The organism is Enterococcus sp. DIV1304_2 (assembly GCF_050555445.1).
GTDB classification, from domain to species: domain Bacteria; phylum Bacillota; class Bacilli; order Lactobacillales; family Enterococcaceae; genus Enterococcus_B; species Enterococcus_B pernyi.
Genome location: NZ_CP187851.1, coordinates 477317 through 492789 on the forward strand (window position 1 = coordinate 477317; position 15473 = coordinate 492789).

General features: G+C 40.1%; 17 protein-coding genes. 16 read left to right on the forward strand and 1 reads right to left on the reverse strand.

Going from position 1 to position 15473, the window contains the following annotated elements; genetic code table 11:
* Window positions 1–306: 306 nt before the first annotated feature.
* Window positions 307–573 (forward strand): hypothetical protein, encoded by a 267-nt coding sequence (locus IGJ14_RS02280; protein ID WP_108173577.1) that lies wholly within the window; start codon window positions 307–309, stop codon window positions 571–573.
* A gap of 130 nt (window positions 574–703) precedes the next feature.
* Here IGJ14_RS02280 and IGJ14_RS02285 read toward each other — a convergent pair whose 3' ends face one another.
* Window positions 704–1456: a MurR/RpiR family transcriptional regulator gene (locus IGJ14_RS02285; RefSeq protein WP_108173576.1), complete on the reverse strand. Its 753-nt coding sequence runs from the start codon at window positions 1454–1456 to the stop codon at window positions 704–706.
* Between the two features lie 155 nt (window positions 1457–1611).
* Here IGJ14_RS02285 and pfkB point away from each other — a divergent pair, with 155 nt between their 5' ends.
* The 15 genes from pfkB to IGJ14_RS02360 all read left to right on the forward strand — a co-directional run bounded on the left by pfkB (window position 1612) and on the right by IGJ14_RS02360 (window position 15319).
* Window positions 1612–2544, forward strand: coding sequence for a 1-phosphofructokinase (gene pfkB / locus IGJ14_RS02290; RefSeq protein ID WP_317742815.1), 933 nt, complete (start codon window positions 1612–1614; stop codon window positions 2542–2544).
* Window positions 2544–3935: a PTS fructose transporter subunit IIC gene (locus IGJ14_RS02295; protein ID WP_430608224.1), complete on the forward strand. Its 1392-nt coding sequence runs from the start codon at window positions 2544–2546 to the stop codon at window positions 3933–3935. The genes pfkB and IGJ14_RS02295 overlap by 1 nt, the downstream gene beginning before the upstream one ends.
* Window positions 3936–3954: 19 nt before the next feature.
* Window positions 3955–4410 (forward strand): fructose PTS transporter subunit IIA, encoded by a 456-nt coding sequence (locus IGJ14_RS02300; RefSeq protein ID WP_115357273.1) that lies wholly within the window; start codon window positions 3955–3957, stop codon window positions 4408–4410.
* The gene (lacD, locus tag IGJ14_RS02305) at window positions 4407–5390 is read left to right on the forward strand and encodes a tagatose-bisphosphate aldolase (RefSeq protein ID WP_108173572.1); all 984 of its coding nucleotides are present in this window, start codon (window positions 4407–4409) and stop codon (window positions 5388–5390) included. The genes IGJ14_RS02300 and lacD (IGJ14_RS02305) overlap by 4 nt, the downstream gene beginning before the upstream one ends.
* Before the next feature lie 376 nt (window positions 5391–5766).
* Entirely contained in the window at window positions 5767–6510 is a 744-nt protein-coding gene (locus IGJ14_RS02310; RefSeq protein WP_023519107.1) for a GntR family transcriptional regulator, read from the forward strand.
* A gap of 1 nt (window position 6511) precedes the next feature.
* On the forward strand, window positions 6512–7690 hold the full coding sequence (locus IGJ14_RS02315) for an SIS domain-containing protein (RefSeq protein WP_430608226.1): 1179 nt from the start codon (window positions 6512–6514) through the stop codon (window positions 7688–7690).
* A gap of 20 nt (window positions 7691–7710) precedes the next feature.
* The gene (gene lacD, locus IGJ14_RS02320) at window positions 7711–8688 is read left to right on the forward strand and encodes a tagatose-bisphosphate aldolase (protein ID WP_430604378.1); all 978 of its coding nucleotides are present in this window, start codon (window positions 7711–7713) and stop codon (window positions 8686–8688) included.
* 57 nt (window positions 8689–8745) lie between these two features.
* Window positions 8746–9225: a PTS system mannose/fructose/N-acetylgalactosamine-transporter subunit IIB gene (locus IGJ14_RS02325; RefSeq protein ID WP_010736309.1), complete on the forward strand. Its 480-nt coding sequence runs from the start codon at window positions 8746–8748 to the stop codon at window positions 9223–9225.
* A gap of 13 nt (window positions 9226–9238) precedes the next feature.
* Window positions 9239–10129 (forward strand): PTS mannose/fructose/sorbose/N-acetylgalactosamine transporter subunit IIC, encoded by an 891-nt coding sequence (locus tag IGJ14_RS02330; protein WP_062805684.1) that lies wholly within the window; start codon window positions 9239–9241, stop codon window positions 10127–10129.
* Window positions 10116–10925 (forward strand): PTS system mannose/fructose/sorbose family transporter subunit IID, encoded by an 810-nt coding sequence (locus IGJ14_RS02335; RefSeq protein ID WP_074801680.1) that lies wholly within the window; start codon window positions 10116–10118, stop codon window positions 10923–10925. Before IGJ14_RS02330 ends, IGJ14_RS02335 begins: the two co-directional genes overlap by 14 nt.
* A gap of 13 nt (window positions 10926–10938) precedes the next feature.
* On the forward strand, window positions 10939–11340 hold the full coding sequence (locus IGJ14_RS02340) for a PTS sugar transporter subunit IIA (RefSeq protein ID WP_430608227.1): 402 nt from the start codon (window positions 10939–10941) through the stop codon (window positions 11338–11340).
* A 175-nt stretch (window positions 11341–11515) separates the two neighbouring features.
* Window positions 11516–12946 carry a glycoside hydrolase family 1 protein gene (locus IGJ14_RS02345; protein ID WP_430608228.1) on the forward strand — a complete coding sequence of 477 codons (1431 nt, stop codon included), beginning with the start codon at window positions 11516–11518 and terminating at the stop codon, window positions 12944–12946.
* 281 nt (window positions 12947–13227) lie between these two features.
* Window positions 13228–13512, forward strand: coding sequence for a hypothetical protein (locus tag IGJ14_RS02350; RefSeq protein WP_430608230.1), 285 nt, complete (start codon window positions 13228–13230; stop codon window positions 13510–13512).
* Between the two features lie 32 nt (window positions 13513–13544).
* Window positions 13545–14513 (forward strand): dimethylarginine dimethylaminohydrolase family protein, encoded by a 969-nt coding sequence (locus tag IGJ14_RS02355; RefSeq protein WP_430608231.1) that lies wholly within the window; start codon window positions 13545–13547, stop codon window positions 14511–14513.
* Window positions 14483–15319: a tyrosine-protein phosphatase gene (locus IGJ14_RS02360; RefSeq protein WP_430608233.1), complete on the forward strand. Its 837-nt coding sequence runs from the start codon at window positions 14483–14485 to the stop codon at window positions 15317–15319. Before IGJ14_RS02355 ends, IGJ14_RS02360 begins: the two co-directional genes overlap by 31 nt.
* The last annotated feature ends 154 nt before the right edge of the window (window positions 15320–15473 follow it).

The following is a 15473-nucleotide window of genomic DNA, read 5'->3' on the forward strand; positions in this document are numbered from 1 at the left end:
TGATTCCCACGATTTTAGTTCTTATGATTTGCTCCATTTTAGAATTAGAATTGTATCATTTTTAGTAACAGGAATAATTTGAACCACGTCTATTTATTTAGTAATAAAAAATGAATACATAAAAGTATCGATCGTATGAGAATTTTAGAGAAGGTGAACCGAGTGAGCCAAAAAATTGTTTTCACCTCCTATCTAGTGATGACGATTCTATTGATTGTCATGTGGAGGTATAAAAATAATAGAAAATAGTTAGAAAACAGGACAGAAAATCTACAAATAAAAGAAGAATAGAATGGAGAGATAATAATGACCTACGCTAGAATACTCAAAGGGACTAGTTTAATTTTATTAGCTTCAAGCATCTATTTTGCAGCACAACAAAATACTATTTACTTCACACTGATTTTATTATCAATACTTATTGAGTCTGCTCAACCCAACCGTCCTAAAATTCCTTATCAATCGAAACGAAAGGCAATCTATCTACCGAATCAAACATATGGAACGGAAGTGAAGGTTGAATTTGTTTTGACGGTTGTAGTTTCGATTATTTGTTTTGTTTTGGCGTGGTGACAAGACTTGAATGTAGAAGAACGTCATAAACCAAAAGTAAATAAAACTGAATCAACTCTTTCGTAAAGAAGCACCAATAGCCGAAATCTGTTTTATGTTTTCGGTTATTGGTGCTTCTTCCGCATTTTTTTCAATCCCCCTTCTTCACCCGTATCGCATACGAATCCAGCAAGATCCGCGCAATCACAGAAAGTGGCAGGCGAGAGCGGACTTCATATTCAGGGAAAAAAGAGATTTCGGATTTGAAGCCGATCAAGGATAATTCTGCTAAGTGATTCAAGCGACTTTCCCGTGAGGCGGTGATCAGGATCGAACTGATTTCCTCGCGGTAGCAATTCTCCGCTGCTGCTACGAGTTCTTCTGTTTCACCGTTTAAGGAAATAAAAAGAACGACATCTTTTTTGTGCAATTTGCGACTAACGGTTTTGATGATATTTGGATCGGTATGAAGGACACAATACTTATCGAGTAGTTGGAATTTTGTTTGTATTTCTTCCCCAATCATTTCTGAAAATCCTCTGGCAAAGATAATGATTCTTTGTGAACTCCAGATTTTTTGAATCGCATCTTCGATTACTCCTGTATCCAATAGATTGATGGTACGCACGACTTCCTGTTCGTTTTTTAGAATGGAAGTTTTTATTTCTTCATCTACTTTATCGACCGTAGCAAAATTGATGGTGGTATTCTTCTTTTCCTTTAAATGATGCTTAAAAGAAGTATAGCCTTCGTACCCTTTTTTCTTCATGGTACGAACGATGGTCGTGGTGGATACGTTGGCTCGTTCGCTTAGTTTGATAATTGATAGATTTGGGATTTCTTGGATGTGATTCATCATATACTCCCATAAAAAATGTTCTGCCTCGCTTAATTTAGATTCCATTTACTCCTCCCCCTTTTCTTTTTATTCTACCACTGATGTAAACCCTTACTCAGATGAGTTTTATTTTGTAAACATTTACCTAAAATTTTGCTTATTTAGAAAACATGTACATCCAAAAACAGGTCATACTGTAGATAACGTGAGGAGGGATACAGGTGGCTAACGTATATACATGTACGATGAATCTGGCGATTGATCTGTTTATTGAAGTGGCACGACTCAAACCGAATGTTGTGAACCGCTCAATCGATGATGATATCCAAGCAAATGGGAAAGGTGTCAATGTTTCATTGATTTTAAAAAAACTCGGGATACCAAATACTGCGTTGGGCTTTAGCGGAGGATTTACTGGGGCTTATATTGAGGAATGCTTGACGAAGGAAGGGATCGACGCTCATTTTGTTTCTATACCCGGAATGACTCGCATCAACGTATTTACACAAGTGAATGAGGAATCAAGTGAATACAAGTTGGTCAATCGTGGACCAGAAATCGACCAGTTAGCGATGGAAGAATTGCTTGAGACAATCAGTCATTTGTCAGCTGGAGATTATCTTTGTGTTTCTGGGAGTCTGCCAAGAGGGGTACCAGAAGAAATCTTAGTAATGATCAGTAAAATCTGTCATGAGAATCAAGTGCGCTTGATCTTAGATACGAGTGCTAAAATCGTTAAACGATGTCTAAAGTATCAACCATTTTTACTGAAACCGAATGAGCAGGAATTGGCAGAATGGTTTGATGAAGAAATAGCAGAAACGGAATATGTAAACTATTGCAAGAAACTATTAGCCGCAGGTGCACAAAATGTATTGCTGTCATTAGGTGGAGCGGGTGGGATCTATGTGAACGAAAATTATTGTTTGACAGGAAACGCCCCGCAAGGAAAAGTCGTTAATACCGCTTGTGCCGGGGATACACTCCTAGCCACTTTTCTGGCAGGATTGATCAAAGAAGAAAATAGTGCGGATTGTTTCAAGGACAGTTTAGCTGCGGGTAGCTCGACTGCGTTTCAAAAAGGATTGACTGATTTTACAGATGTCGCAGAGTTGAAAAAAGAAATCACCATTCATAAGGAGGAATTCAAATAATGGCTAAGTATCGATTAATTGCTGCAACTGGTTGTCCCACAGGTATTGCCCACACGTATATGGCACAAGAAGCACTGGAACAGGCAGCAAAGAAAAAAGGCATTTCGATCAAGGTGGAGACCCATGGGCAAGTAGGGATAGAAAATCGTTTGACAGATCAAGAAATCATTGAAGCGGAAGCAGTGATTATTGCGGCGGATAAAGATGTTCAGCCTGAAAGATTTGCCGGGAAAAGGATCATTGATGTTTCTGTTTCGAAAGGGATCAAAGAAGCCGATCAATTGATTGCTGCGGCTTTGAACGGTGAAGGAGTGATTTCTGAAAAAATCGAAATGGCAGAAGGAGATAAGGAAAAACAACATGCACAACAGAGTGTTGGTCACAGCATCTATAAGAACTTGATGAATGGTGTTTCCCACATGTTGCCTTTTGTGGTCAGTGGGGGAGTCTTGATCGCCATTTCTTTTTTATGGGGAATTTATTCTGCCGATCCTGCCAATGCGCAATACAATGAATTTGCTGCGAGTTTGAATCGAATCGGTGGTTTTGCGATGAGTATGATGGTGCCGGTCCTTTCCGCGTTTATTGCTGAAGGAATTGCAAAACGTCCTGGATTGGTTGTTGGGTTTGTCGGCGGATTGATTGCCTCAGATGGTGGTACAGGTTTTTTAGGTGGGATTATCTCAGGTTTCTTGGCAGGATATGTGGTGTTGGGATTAATAAAAGCGTTACAACCTTTGCCTAAAACACTAGATGGTTTAAAAGCAATTTTCTTATATCCCGTACTAGGGGTGTTGATTACTGGATTGATCATGACAGTCATTTCAGGACCGATGGCTAGTATCAATGAAGGAATGATGGATTTTCTAGCAGGGTTTGAAAACTCAAGTCCTTTAGTATTAGGGGTGATCGTCGGTTGTATGTGCGCATTCGATATGGGGGGGCCGATCAATAAAGCAGCCTACGTTACTGGAACTGCCCTGTTAGCACAAGGAAATACTAGCTTTATGGCGGGAGTTTCTGCAGCCTGCATTGCTCCACCGTTGATTACTGGCTTTGCGGTCTTGCTTTTTGGGAAATACTTCGAGCCAAACGAAAAGAATGCTGGTCTAGTGAATTTCATTCTAGGTTCAACACATATTACGGAAGGTGCGATTCCTTTTGCGGCAAAAGATCCGCTTCGTGTCTTGCCAATCATGATGCTTGGTTCGTCGATCGCCGCTGTATTGACCTATTTCTTTCGCGTGCAAGTACCAGCACCCCATGGCGGATTTCTCGTTTTACCAGTAGTGACGCATGGCTTATTGTGGGTTCTTGCGATTCTTACTGGTTCTATTGCAGGGGGAGTATTACTAGGCTTGGTTCAAAAAAGAAAGTCACTCAGTGTGTGAAAGGCGGAGGATTCATTTGATGGAAAATTTATTTGTTTATACCAATGTGGCGGCGAATACTCGTGACGCGGTATTTGCGTTTCTTTCAACAAAAATCGTTGAGGTAGGAAAAGCGACCAATGAACAGGCGGTCAAAATCGGCTTGAAACAACGCGAAGCAGAAGGCACGACTGGTATGATGGATGGCTTTGCGATTCCTCATGCGAAAAGTGAAAGTATAGAAGAACCAACGATCATTATTTTGAAATTAACGAATGCAGTCGCCTGGGATAGTTTAGACGGTCAACCGATCAAGTATGTGATTGCGTTGTTTATTCCAGCTGCAGAAGCAGGAACCAGTCATTTGGCGCTTCTTTCGCAAATGGCACGAATGTTGATGGATGAAGGCTTTAAACAAGCATTTATCACTGCTTCCACTCAAGAAGAAATTGTTGGGTTGATTGATTCTAAGTTAGAAGGGATGTTGAAAAAATGAGGAAAGTATCAGAGGGGAAATACCAAGCATTGGTAAACATGAGTAATCCAGACGGGATCATCGGGGCTTTAGCGATTGATCAAAGAGGCGCATTGAAAAAAATGATGGCGAGACATCAAGAGGAGGTCAAAGTGGATGATTTGATCCATTTCAAAGAACTTGTGTCCGAAGAATTGACACCTTTTGCTTCTTCGATTCTTTTAGATCCAGAATATGGGTTGCCCGCTGCCGAAAAACGCGCCAAGACAGCTGGACTATTGTTGGCTTATGAGAAAACAGGATATGATACAACGATACCTGGACGTTTGCCAGATACCTTAGCTTTTTGGTCAGCCAAAAGACTAAAGGAATCTGGAGCAGATGGCTGCAAATTCTTGCTTTACTATGATGTAGACGAAAGCGAAGAAGTCAATGAACGGAAACAGGCATATGTAGAAAGAATTGGTTCAGAATGTCTGGCGGAAGATCTTCCTTTCTTTTTAGAATTGCTATCTTATGATGCAACGATCCCAGATACGACCTCCAAGGAATATGCCAAGATCAAACCGAAAAAAGTCATTGAAATGATGAAGATTTTCTCAGAGCCGAGGTTCAACGTAGATGTCTTGAAGGTAGAAGTACCTGTCAATATGACTTATGTTGAAGGTTTTGGAAAAGAAATCATTTATTCCAAGCAAGAAGCATCCGCTTTGTTTATCGAGCAAAGCCAAGCCACTGACTTACCGTTTATTTTTCTGAGTGCAGGTGTCAGTGCCGAAGGATTCCAAGAAACGTTGCATTTTGCCAAAAACGCTGGCTCTTCGTTCAATGGCGTTTTATGTGGGCGAGCTACATGGGCAGATGGTGTGGCACCTTTTGTGGATCAAGGGAGACAGGCGGCAATAAAATGGCTAGCTGAACAAGGGAGAAACAACATTGAGGAATTAAATGGAGTCTTGAGGAAGACAGCTTCTTCTTGGCAAAATAAGATTAGTCGCTAGTTGGTTAGTCATCTTGAAATAGCAAAAGAGAAACACTTTGAACGCCTAGACGTGGGAAATGAAGTGTTTCTTTTTTTTTGTTATTTTTCATTGGAATTTAGTGGGATGCAAGAAAAAGAACCGTTAGATTTGTTCATTATTTTATAAATTTTCTAGGATAAACAAGCTTTTTAAGGCTAAGCCTTATGCTGCTTTTTATGAGGTTTATGCTGTTTTTTTATTTTAAGTGGTATTTTCGAGGTATTTAAAATGTTTTTATATATAGTTGATTAAAACGTTGTTATATAGCGGTTTTTAAGCAATTTTTATGTTGACAGGTAGTTATTATTACTTTACGATTGTCTTGTGGTTATAACCAGTTGGAAGGGGTAAAGAAATGGAAAATTCTCGTAAAGGGAAACCGTTATATTATCAACTAGTTGATGTACTAAAGAAACGAATTGAAGCAGAAATGATCCCGCATGATAAATTGCTGTCTGAGAGGGAGTTATGTCTGTACTATGGTGTGAGTCGGACGACGGTTCGATTGGCATTGCAGGAATTAGAAACACTTGGCTATATTTACAAAAAACATGGAAAAGGAACGTTTGTCAGTGACTTATCGCATCAAGCAGCGAGTTTAGCAGGTGCTTACAGCTTCACAGAAGAAATGTTGGCATTGGGGCGTACACCGAAAACGATTATTTTAGCTTTTGAAAAACAAGCAGCGACAAAGCAGTTGGCTGAACGATTGAATCTCAATCTAGGAGAAGCAATCTTCAAAATCAAGCGGCTACGTTTAGCGGATGATGTCCCTTTGATGGTTGAACGGTCTTATTTACCAGCAAAACTGTTTCTTGGCCTTGATTTGCCAATTTTGGAAAGCAAGCCTTTGTATGATGTTTTTCTGGAAGATTTTGATCAACATGTCCAAGTGGCAGAAGAAGAATTCTATGCCAGCATTGTTTACGCAAATGATGCCGAATTACTGCATATATGCGATGGGGCACCAATTTTACATTTGAAACGGACGACCTTCAATAGCAAAAACGAGATCATCGAATATACAGATAGTGTCGCCAGAGCAGACCAATTCCATTATAAGATCCGTCATGTTCGGAGTAATCTAGGAGGGAAATAACATGTTTGAACTGTCGAAGGATGAATTAGAAAAGATAGGTGCAAGGATCACTACAGAAGAAATCAAACAACAACCAGATCTGTGGGAAGAGGTTGTGGAAATCTTAGAAGAGAAGAAAAATGAATTAGCCCTTTTCTTTGATGCACTTGAAAAACAGGCAAACAAGCAACAAATCCAAGTCATCTTTACCGGTGCAGGCTCTTCTCAATATGTAGGCGATACGCTTGTTCCTTATTTGAATGAGCATGGAGACACCAAACGATTTGCTTTTCATAGTTTTGGTACGACCGATATTGTTGCTTCTCCAAGAGAGTATTTGTTACCTGATCAACCCACGTTATTGATTTCGTTTGCTAGAAGTGGTAATAGTCCGGAAAGTCTGGCGGCGGTCAAAATCGCTGATCAAGTCGTGGATACGTTGTTCCATTTAGCAATTACGTGTGCAGAAGAAGGACAATTAGCACAAGTTGCACGTGAACAATCGCAACATTTCTTGTTGTTGATGCCAAAAAAAGCAAATGATGCTGGCTTTGCCATGACAGGTAGCTTTACATGTATGTTATTGAGTGCCCTTTGGCTGTTTGATCAAACGAGCCAAGAAACAAAACAAAAGTATGTCACTTCCTTGAGCCATATCGGCAAAGATGTTCTGAAAAGAGAGCAAGAACTGATCCAAGTGTTAGCAGTACCATTCAATCGGGTCGCATACCTTGGCTCAGGTAGCTTGGCTGGTGCCACAAGGGAAGCACAGCTGAAAATCTTAGAGTTGACTGCTGGAAAAATTGCGACAATCTTTGATTCTTCGATGGGCTTTCGTCATGGACCAAAATCCTTTGTCAATGAGCAAACTTTAGTGATCGGGTTTGTGACGAACCAAGCGTACACACGCAACTATGATTTAGATATTTTGGAAGAAATCAATGGCAATGCTATTGCTGCAAAGGTGTTAGCCATTGCTCAATCGACGCAAAGAGACTTTTCTGGAGCAAACTTTTTCCTAGAACCAGCCGCGCTAGAATTACCCGATGCCTATCTATCCGTAGTGATGATTTTGACCGCACAAATCATTGCTCTTCAAATGTCGATCAAAGTTGGTAATACGCCGGACACACCTTCGCCGACAGGAACGGTGAATCGAGTAGTCAAAGGTGTAACGATCCATGAGTACCAAAATGAATAACAAGGAGGTCAATAAAAACGATGACACCAAATAAGAAAAAAGCGATGGAACAATTAGCAACAAAAGACGGCATCATCAGTGCATTAGCAATTGATCAGCGGGGGGCATTGAAGAAAATGCTGTCGGCTTTAGGAGAAACACCCACAGATGAACAATTGATTGAGTTCAAAGCGTTGGTTTCTAGTGAGTTGACGCCTTATGCTTCAGCTATTTTATTAGATCCTGAATATGGTTTGCCCGCTGCCAAAGTACGTGATCCATCCGCTGGTTTGCTCTTGGCGTATGAAAAAACGGGTTATGACGTATCAACTCCTGGACGGTTACCAGATCTATTAGGAGACTGGTCTGCATTGAGATTAAAAGAAGAACAAGCAGATGCAGTGAAATTTTTACTTTATTATGATGTAGATGAAGATCCAAAAATCAATCATTTGAAACACGTCTTTATTGAACGTCTAGGAAGTGAATGTGCAGGAGAGGATCGACCGTTTTATTTAGAACTGCTCTCTTATGATGCCAAATTAAATGATAGCGCTTCACAGGAGTATGCAAAGGTTAAACCGCATAAAGTGATTGAAATGATGAGAGAATTTTCAAAGCCTCGTTACCAAGTAGATGTTTTGAAAGTCGAAGTACCAGTCAATATGAACTTTGTCGAAGGTTTTGGTGACAAGGAAATCGTCTATAGTCAAAAAGAAGCAGCTGACTTTTTCAAGGCGCAAAGCGAGGCGACTCACTTGCCATTCATTTTCTTGAGTGCGGGTGTATCTTCTGAATTATTCCAACAAACGCTAGTCTTTGCCTATGAGTCAGGTTCCACCTTCAATGGTGTCTTGTGCGGAAGAGCGACTTGGAAAGATGGCGTCAAAGCTTATGTAGATGCTGGGAAAGAAGGAGCCGTCAAATGGTTACGGACACAAGGTAGACAGAATATTGAGAACTTGAATCAAGTAATCAATCAGACAGCGACACCTTGGTATCAAAAAACAGGTGAATAATGTAATCGTTACCTTTATTTTTAGAATGAACAATTTATTTGTAAAGGAGAATGAACAATGGCAATTATTGGTGTAAGAATCGATGGACGTTTGATCCATGGACAAGTCGCGAATCTTTGGGTAACGAAGTTGTCGATTACTCGGATATTAGTTGTAGATGATGAGGTCGCAATGAATACAGTAGAAAAAAGTGGCTTGAAATTAGCCACACCAGCAGGAGTAAAGTTAAGTGTCTTACCAATTGAAAAAGCCGCAGAGAATATTCTCGCTGGCAAGTACGATTCCCAACGTTTACTGATCGTCGCAAAAAAACCTGATCGATTGTTGAAACTTGTTGAACGAGGCGTGCCGATCAAGGAAGTCAATGTAGGGAATATGTCTCAGACAAATGAAACCAGATCAATCACCAAATCGATCAATGTGGTGGAAAAGGATATTGAGGATTTCAAACAGTTAAATGCGCGTGGGGTCCATTTGACCGCACAAATGGTACCAAGTGATAAGTCAGAAGATTTTATGAGTCTTTTGAATAAATAAGGGGGTTAAGTAGATGTCCATTCAATGGTGGCAAATCTTATTATTATCTTTATATGCAGGTTATCAGATTTTAGATGAACTACAAATTTATTCCTCAATGAGTGCCCCCGTTTTTGCCGGTTTGTTCACCGGATTAGTCATGGGGGATTTACAAGCTGGTTTAATTATAGGTGGTAGTATGCAATTGACCGTTCTAGGTGTTGGGACATTTGGCGGTGCTTCAAGGATCGATGCAAACTCCGGAACGATACTAGCAACTGCTTTTTCCATCTCATTAGGGATGAATCCAGAACAGGCAATTGCGGCTATTGCAGTTCCTGTCGCTAGTTTAATGATCCAATTGGATATTTTAGCTCGATTTGCGAATACGTACTTCGCTCATCGTATCGACCAACATGTTGAAACAATGAATTATAAAGCAATTGAACGCAATTATTTATTAGGTGCTCTTCCTTGGTCCTTGTCACGTTTGATCCCTGTCTTTTTAGCCTTAGCATTTGGTGGCGGACTAGTCGAAAACGTCGTCGCTGTGCTAAATGGCGATTTAAAATGGTTAGGAGATGGCTTATCTGTCGCAGGAGCGGTATTACCAGCAGTCGGTTTTGCTATTTTACTACGCTATTTACCAGTCAAGAAACATTTTCCTTATCTGATTTTAGGTTTTACGATCACTGCCTTATTAGCAACGTTGTTCTCAAATGTCCAGTTGCTTGGCACGAGTGTCGCAAGTGTCGTCAAAGATTTGCCGGCAACCTTCAATTCATTACCGATGCTGGCAGTAGCAATGATCGGTTTCTCTTTAGCAGCGATCAGCTATAAAAACAATCAACGAACAGAAAACCAGCAAGTAGCAAGTCCCCATACAACCTCTGAGGAAGGAGAAATCGAAGATGACGAAATCTAATTACAAGTTAACGAAAGAAGACTTTACACAAATCAACCGCCGAAGCTTGTTGACCTTCCAATTAGGCTGGAATTATGAGCGGATGCAAGGTTCAGGCTATCTCTATACGATCCTGCCACAATTGCGAAAAATCTACGGAGATGATACGCCGGAATTAAAAGAAATAATGAAGACTCATACACAATTTTTTAATACCTCTAACTTTTTCAACACGATCATTACTGGGATCGATTTAGCGATTGAAGAAAAAGAAGGTATTGCCTCAAAAGAAACTGTCTCTGGGATGAAAGCTGGATTGATGGGACCTTTCGCCGCGATTGGCGATTCCATTTTCGCCGCATTGATTCCGACCATTTTTGGGGCATTAGCCGCCAATATGGCGATCAATGGGAACCCCGCAGGTATTTTTATCTGGATCGTTGCCCAAATCGTAGTCATGGTTTTTCGTTGGAAACAATTGCAATTTGCTTACAAAGAAGGGATTTCTTTAGTGACCACGATGCAATCACGATTAACAGCGCTCACAGATGCCGCAACCTTGTTAGGGGTGTTTATGGTCGGTGCATTAGTTGCTACAATGGTGAATGTGCAAGTTTCCTGGGCGCCGAGCATTGGTGATGTGACGATGAACATGCAAAATAATATTGATATGATCCTACCTAAATTATTACCAGCCGCGATAGTTGGCGGTGTCTATTGGTTATTAGGCAAAAAGAATATGACCTCCACCAGAGCAATTTTTATCGTCTTGATCATCTGTGTCGTTTTATCCGCTTTAGGTGTGATCTCAAAATAGGAGAGTGTTGAAAATGAGCAAACAGTTAGTTCTTGTCAGCCACGGACAACTTTGTGAAGGACTAAAGGCAAGTACCGAAATGATCATGGGACCGCAAGCTCATATTCATACAGTGCCTTTATTGCCGGAAGAAGGAACAGAGGATTTCAAAGAAAAATTTTTTGCGGTGGTTTCTTCGTTGGAAGACTATGTTGTTTTTTGTGACTTGATGGGCGGGACGCCAGCAAATACTATTGTCCAATTGATCATGGAAGGCGAAGCGATCGAATTATATGCTGGCATGAATATGCCAATGGTCATCGAGTTTATCAATAGTCAAATGGTCGGAACATCGCCGGAATATGTTCGTTCTGGTGCAGAGAATATTCTGAATGTGAACCAAGTAATTGCTGTATTGGCTGAAGAGGACGAATAAATCAATGTTTGACAACGATTACAAAAAATAGTATCTTTTTAGATAGGATAGTGATTATTCAGTTAAGCTAGACCTGATCAACGGCCTTTTTAGGTGGTTGATTGGGTCTTTTTTTATACTCAATAATAAAATAACTGTAAGACTATCATACCAAACTGAAAAGGGGCAATGACTGATGAGTTTTCCAAAGAATTTTTTATGGGGTGGCGCAACAGCGGCGAATCAATGTGAAGGAGCATGGGATGTCAATGGTAAAGGAGATTCGATCAGCGATCACAATCGTGCAGGAAATCGGGAGATGGGGGAACGGCGCACATTTGATTTGGTGATCGATGAAACCAAGTATTACTATCCGAGCCATACAGCGATTGATTTTTATCATCACTACAAAGAAGATATCGCATTATTTGCGGAAATGGACTTTAAAGCTTATCGTTTATCGATTGCGTGGACACGGATTTTTCCTAATGGGGATGAGGCACAGCCAAATGAAGAAGGCTTGAAATTTTATGATGCAGTGTTTGATGAGCTACATAAATATGGGATCGAACCGATCGTGACGATCTCACATTTTGAGTTGCCGTTTCATTTGGGAAAAACATATGACGGATTTTTAGACAAACGAACGATCGACTGTTACGAACGCTATGCAACGACACTTTTTGAACGTTACAAAAACAAAGTGAAATACTGGTTGACCTTCAATGAAATCAATTTTGGTGTCTTAGAACATGGCAAACAAATCAATGGATTATTCAATCGAACTTATACGGAAACAGAAAAATATCAAGCTTTACACAATGTCTTCCTTGCTTCTGCTCGAGCGGTGATTGCTGGACATAAAATCAATCCTGATTTTCAGATCGGCTGTATGTTGGCGTATATCACGATGTATCCTAAAACATGTCATCCATTAGATGTATTGAAGACGCAACAAATGAATGACCGGTTAAATTATTTCTGTGGCGATGTCCAAGTCAAAGGAGCCTATCCTTATTACATGAAACGCTACTTTGAAAAAGAAAAAATCGAAGTGGACATCACAGAAGAGGATTTGGCACTCTTGAAGGAAGGCGTTGTCGATTATTATACGTTTAGTTATTACATGAGTACGTGTATTGCAGATGATCTAAATACTCGGTCAGATAAAAGTGGCGGCAATCTATTTGGTGGGGTGGCTAATGAGTATCTTGAAACAAGCGAATGGGGCTGGCAAGTTGATGCAGTTGGTCTAAGGTACACGTTGAATCAGATTTATTCGCGCTACGAAATCCCATTGATGGTCGTAGAAAATGGACTTGGGGCTGTCGATAAAATTGAACCAGATGGCTCGATCCATGATGACTACCGGATCGATTATCTCGCCCAACATGTCCAAGAAATGGGGAAAGCAATCGATGATGGCGTGGACTTGATTGGTTATACTTCTTGGGGCTGTATTGATTTGATCAGTGCAGGAACTGGTGAAATGAGTAAACGATACGGCTTTATCTATGTCGACCGAGATGACGAGGGTAACGGAACGTTGGCTCGCTCGCCTAAAAAATCATTTTACTGGTATCAAAAAGTGATTGCGACAAATGGTGAAAGCGTAGAAATGAAATAATTCGGTAGAAAATAGCCCACCTCCAATCGACTGGATGTGGGCTATTTAGTGAGAGATTTTGTAGGTTATGAGTCCAAAACCAACGATTATGATCGGTTTGATCTAGACGAAGTCAACTCATGTTATAGTAAAAAAAGTTGCTTCTGGCAGATAGTGGGGGTTGGGGAGCAGAGGTAACGGAATAGGACGCTCTTTTAACCAAATAATTAAAAAATATCCTAAGAAAAAGAGAAAGGGTGTTATTGTTAGACGATAACCGCTAGGATAGAAGGAGAGAAATAGTGAGAAAAATCAAAAATATCCAAATCATTCGATTGATCAAAATCATCCAGTTCGGTCTTTATTTTATGTCGTTGTTTTTATTTGCAAAATCCAGATATAAAGTGGCACTCTTACCTTTATCAGGCGGGACGATATTAGAAGTGCAACTCCCTAGAAAGTATGGTTGGGGATTTGTGAAAAATAAGGAAAATGTCTTTCTTTCTTCGAAAAAAACATGGGTCGAACCAATGGTTGCTTTGATTGTTTTAGTATTTTTGGTTGGTCTTGCCTGTTATTCCCTATAAAAATTCGAACAAATCGAGGAGGAGCAGAAACGATGGATCATATTTTTGTGAAAAGCGAGTTTGCACCACTAAAGCGGGTTGTTTTAGCACAGTCTGAATTTGGCTTTCCTACGAAAGAATTAACCGGTGTCGATTTCTTGACAGAAGAAAACCATGAGTTATTTAGTGGGCCTGAAGTGATAGGCAAAGACTTTAGTGAAGTTTTCCCAGAACAACAAAAAGCTTGGGAAGTCGAACGGAAGAATTTACAAAAAGTACTAGAAAAATATGGGGTAGAAGTCCTTTTACCAAGAAAGTTGACCTCTTTTGAAAAAGAACTAGGGCTAGAGTATGGCTACAGTAACTTTTTCACCAGAGACCCCTTTTTTACGATTGGGGATCTATTGATTGAAGGTTCATTGAAGCTCCCACACCGCAGAAATGAGATTCTACCAATTCGTGAGATACTCATGAATGAATCGAATGAGAATGACTGCTTGTATTTTTCTATTCCTAAGCCAGATATTTCGCAAGGTATCGATTCAGAACAAGGGCCTTTCTTAGAAGGTGGAGATGTTTTAGTATTAGGAAAAACGATTTTTGCAGGTAACTCAGGGTTAGCATCCAATACTCTTGGTATTGAATGGTTAAGAAATCTAGTTAAACGATTTGGCTACAAAGTGATCGAAGTGCCACTTCATCCGACGATCCTGCATTTAGACTGCGCGTTAAGCCTTGTCAAAGATGGATTGATGATCGTGTGTGAAGAAGCGTTCCTAAATGGTATCCCAGAACAATTAAACCATTGGGATCGGGTAGAGGTGTCTTTAGCACAAGCCTCTCGATTGGCGACGAACGGACTGCCGATCAACGAGACAACGTATATCACAGATCCAGAATTTACTTTTATTGGTGAAGAATTAGAGAAACGAGGGATCACAGTCGAGTATATTGACTATAAATTGACAAGGATCTTTGGTGGTTCTTTCAGATGCAGTACGCAACCGCTTCTGAGGAACTAAGTGGAAACGATCCTAAATATGGGAAAAGGAAGGTCATTGCAGAAATGGTAAAAATCACAAATTTTCGCGATATCGGTGGCATCAAAAATAGAAATGGCAAAGAAGTTTTAACAAATGTTTTCTTGCGTTCAGGTGAACTATCTAGTTTGACAGAAGAAGATGCTAGACATTTAGAAACCACCTATCGTTTAAGTAAAATCGTTGATTTACGCGGTGAAGATGAAATTCAGGCTCGACCAGATAAAACGGTTCCACAGACGAAATATATCCATATCGACATCATGAAAGATGTGGCAGACGAAGGCGCTGGGCTGGAAGATTTTGTGAAGATCGGCTCCCCTGAAAAAGCCACGAACTATATGACAAAAATATATGAAGATATCGCATTGAATCCGACTTCGCAGAAAGGGTATGCTCGTTTCTTCCAAGAAGTACTTACTTTGGATCAAGAGGAAAGTCTTTTATTCCATTGTTTTGCTGGGAAAGATCGAACGGGAATCGCAGCCTTGCTAATATTAGAGTCATTAGACGTTCCTCGCAAGGCAATCTATGTCGATTATTTACGTACGAATGAACTACGTAAAAAAGAAAATGCGTTGATTTTGGCGCAAGCAAAAAAAGTCCACTTGAATGAGGGAAATCTAGCTGCTTTAGATGTTGCGTTGAATGTGGACAGCAGTTACTTGGACCGTTTTTATCAAGTGGTAGAACAGGAATATGGGTCGATTCAAACCTATTTGAAACAAGCCTTAGCTATCGACCAATTAAGTTTACAGGCAATGAATAATCAATTTCTTAAAGGTTGAGTTGCTATGTTTCATTACTCCGAAAGTTAAAACATTGATTTTTCAAAAAAATTGTAAGAAACCAACCATTTATAATCAACTGTATCGATAGACTTGCTGATCTAAGAAATTAGGTCAGTTTTTTTGTTTTCCGATAATCCAAGGAACAGTTGAA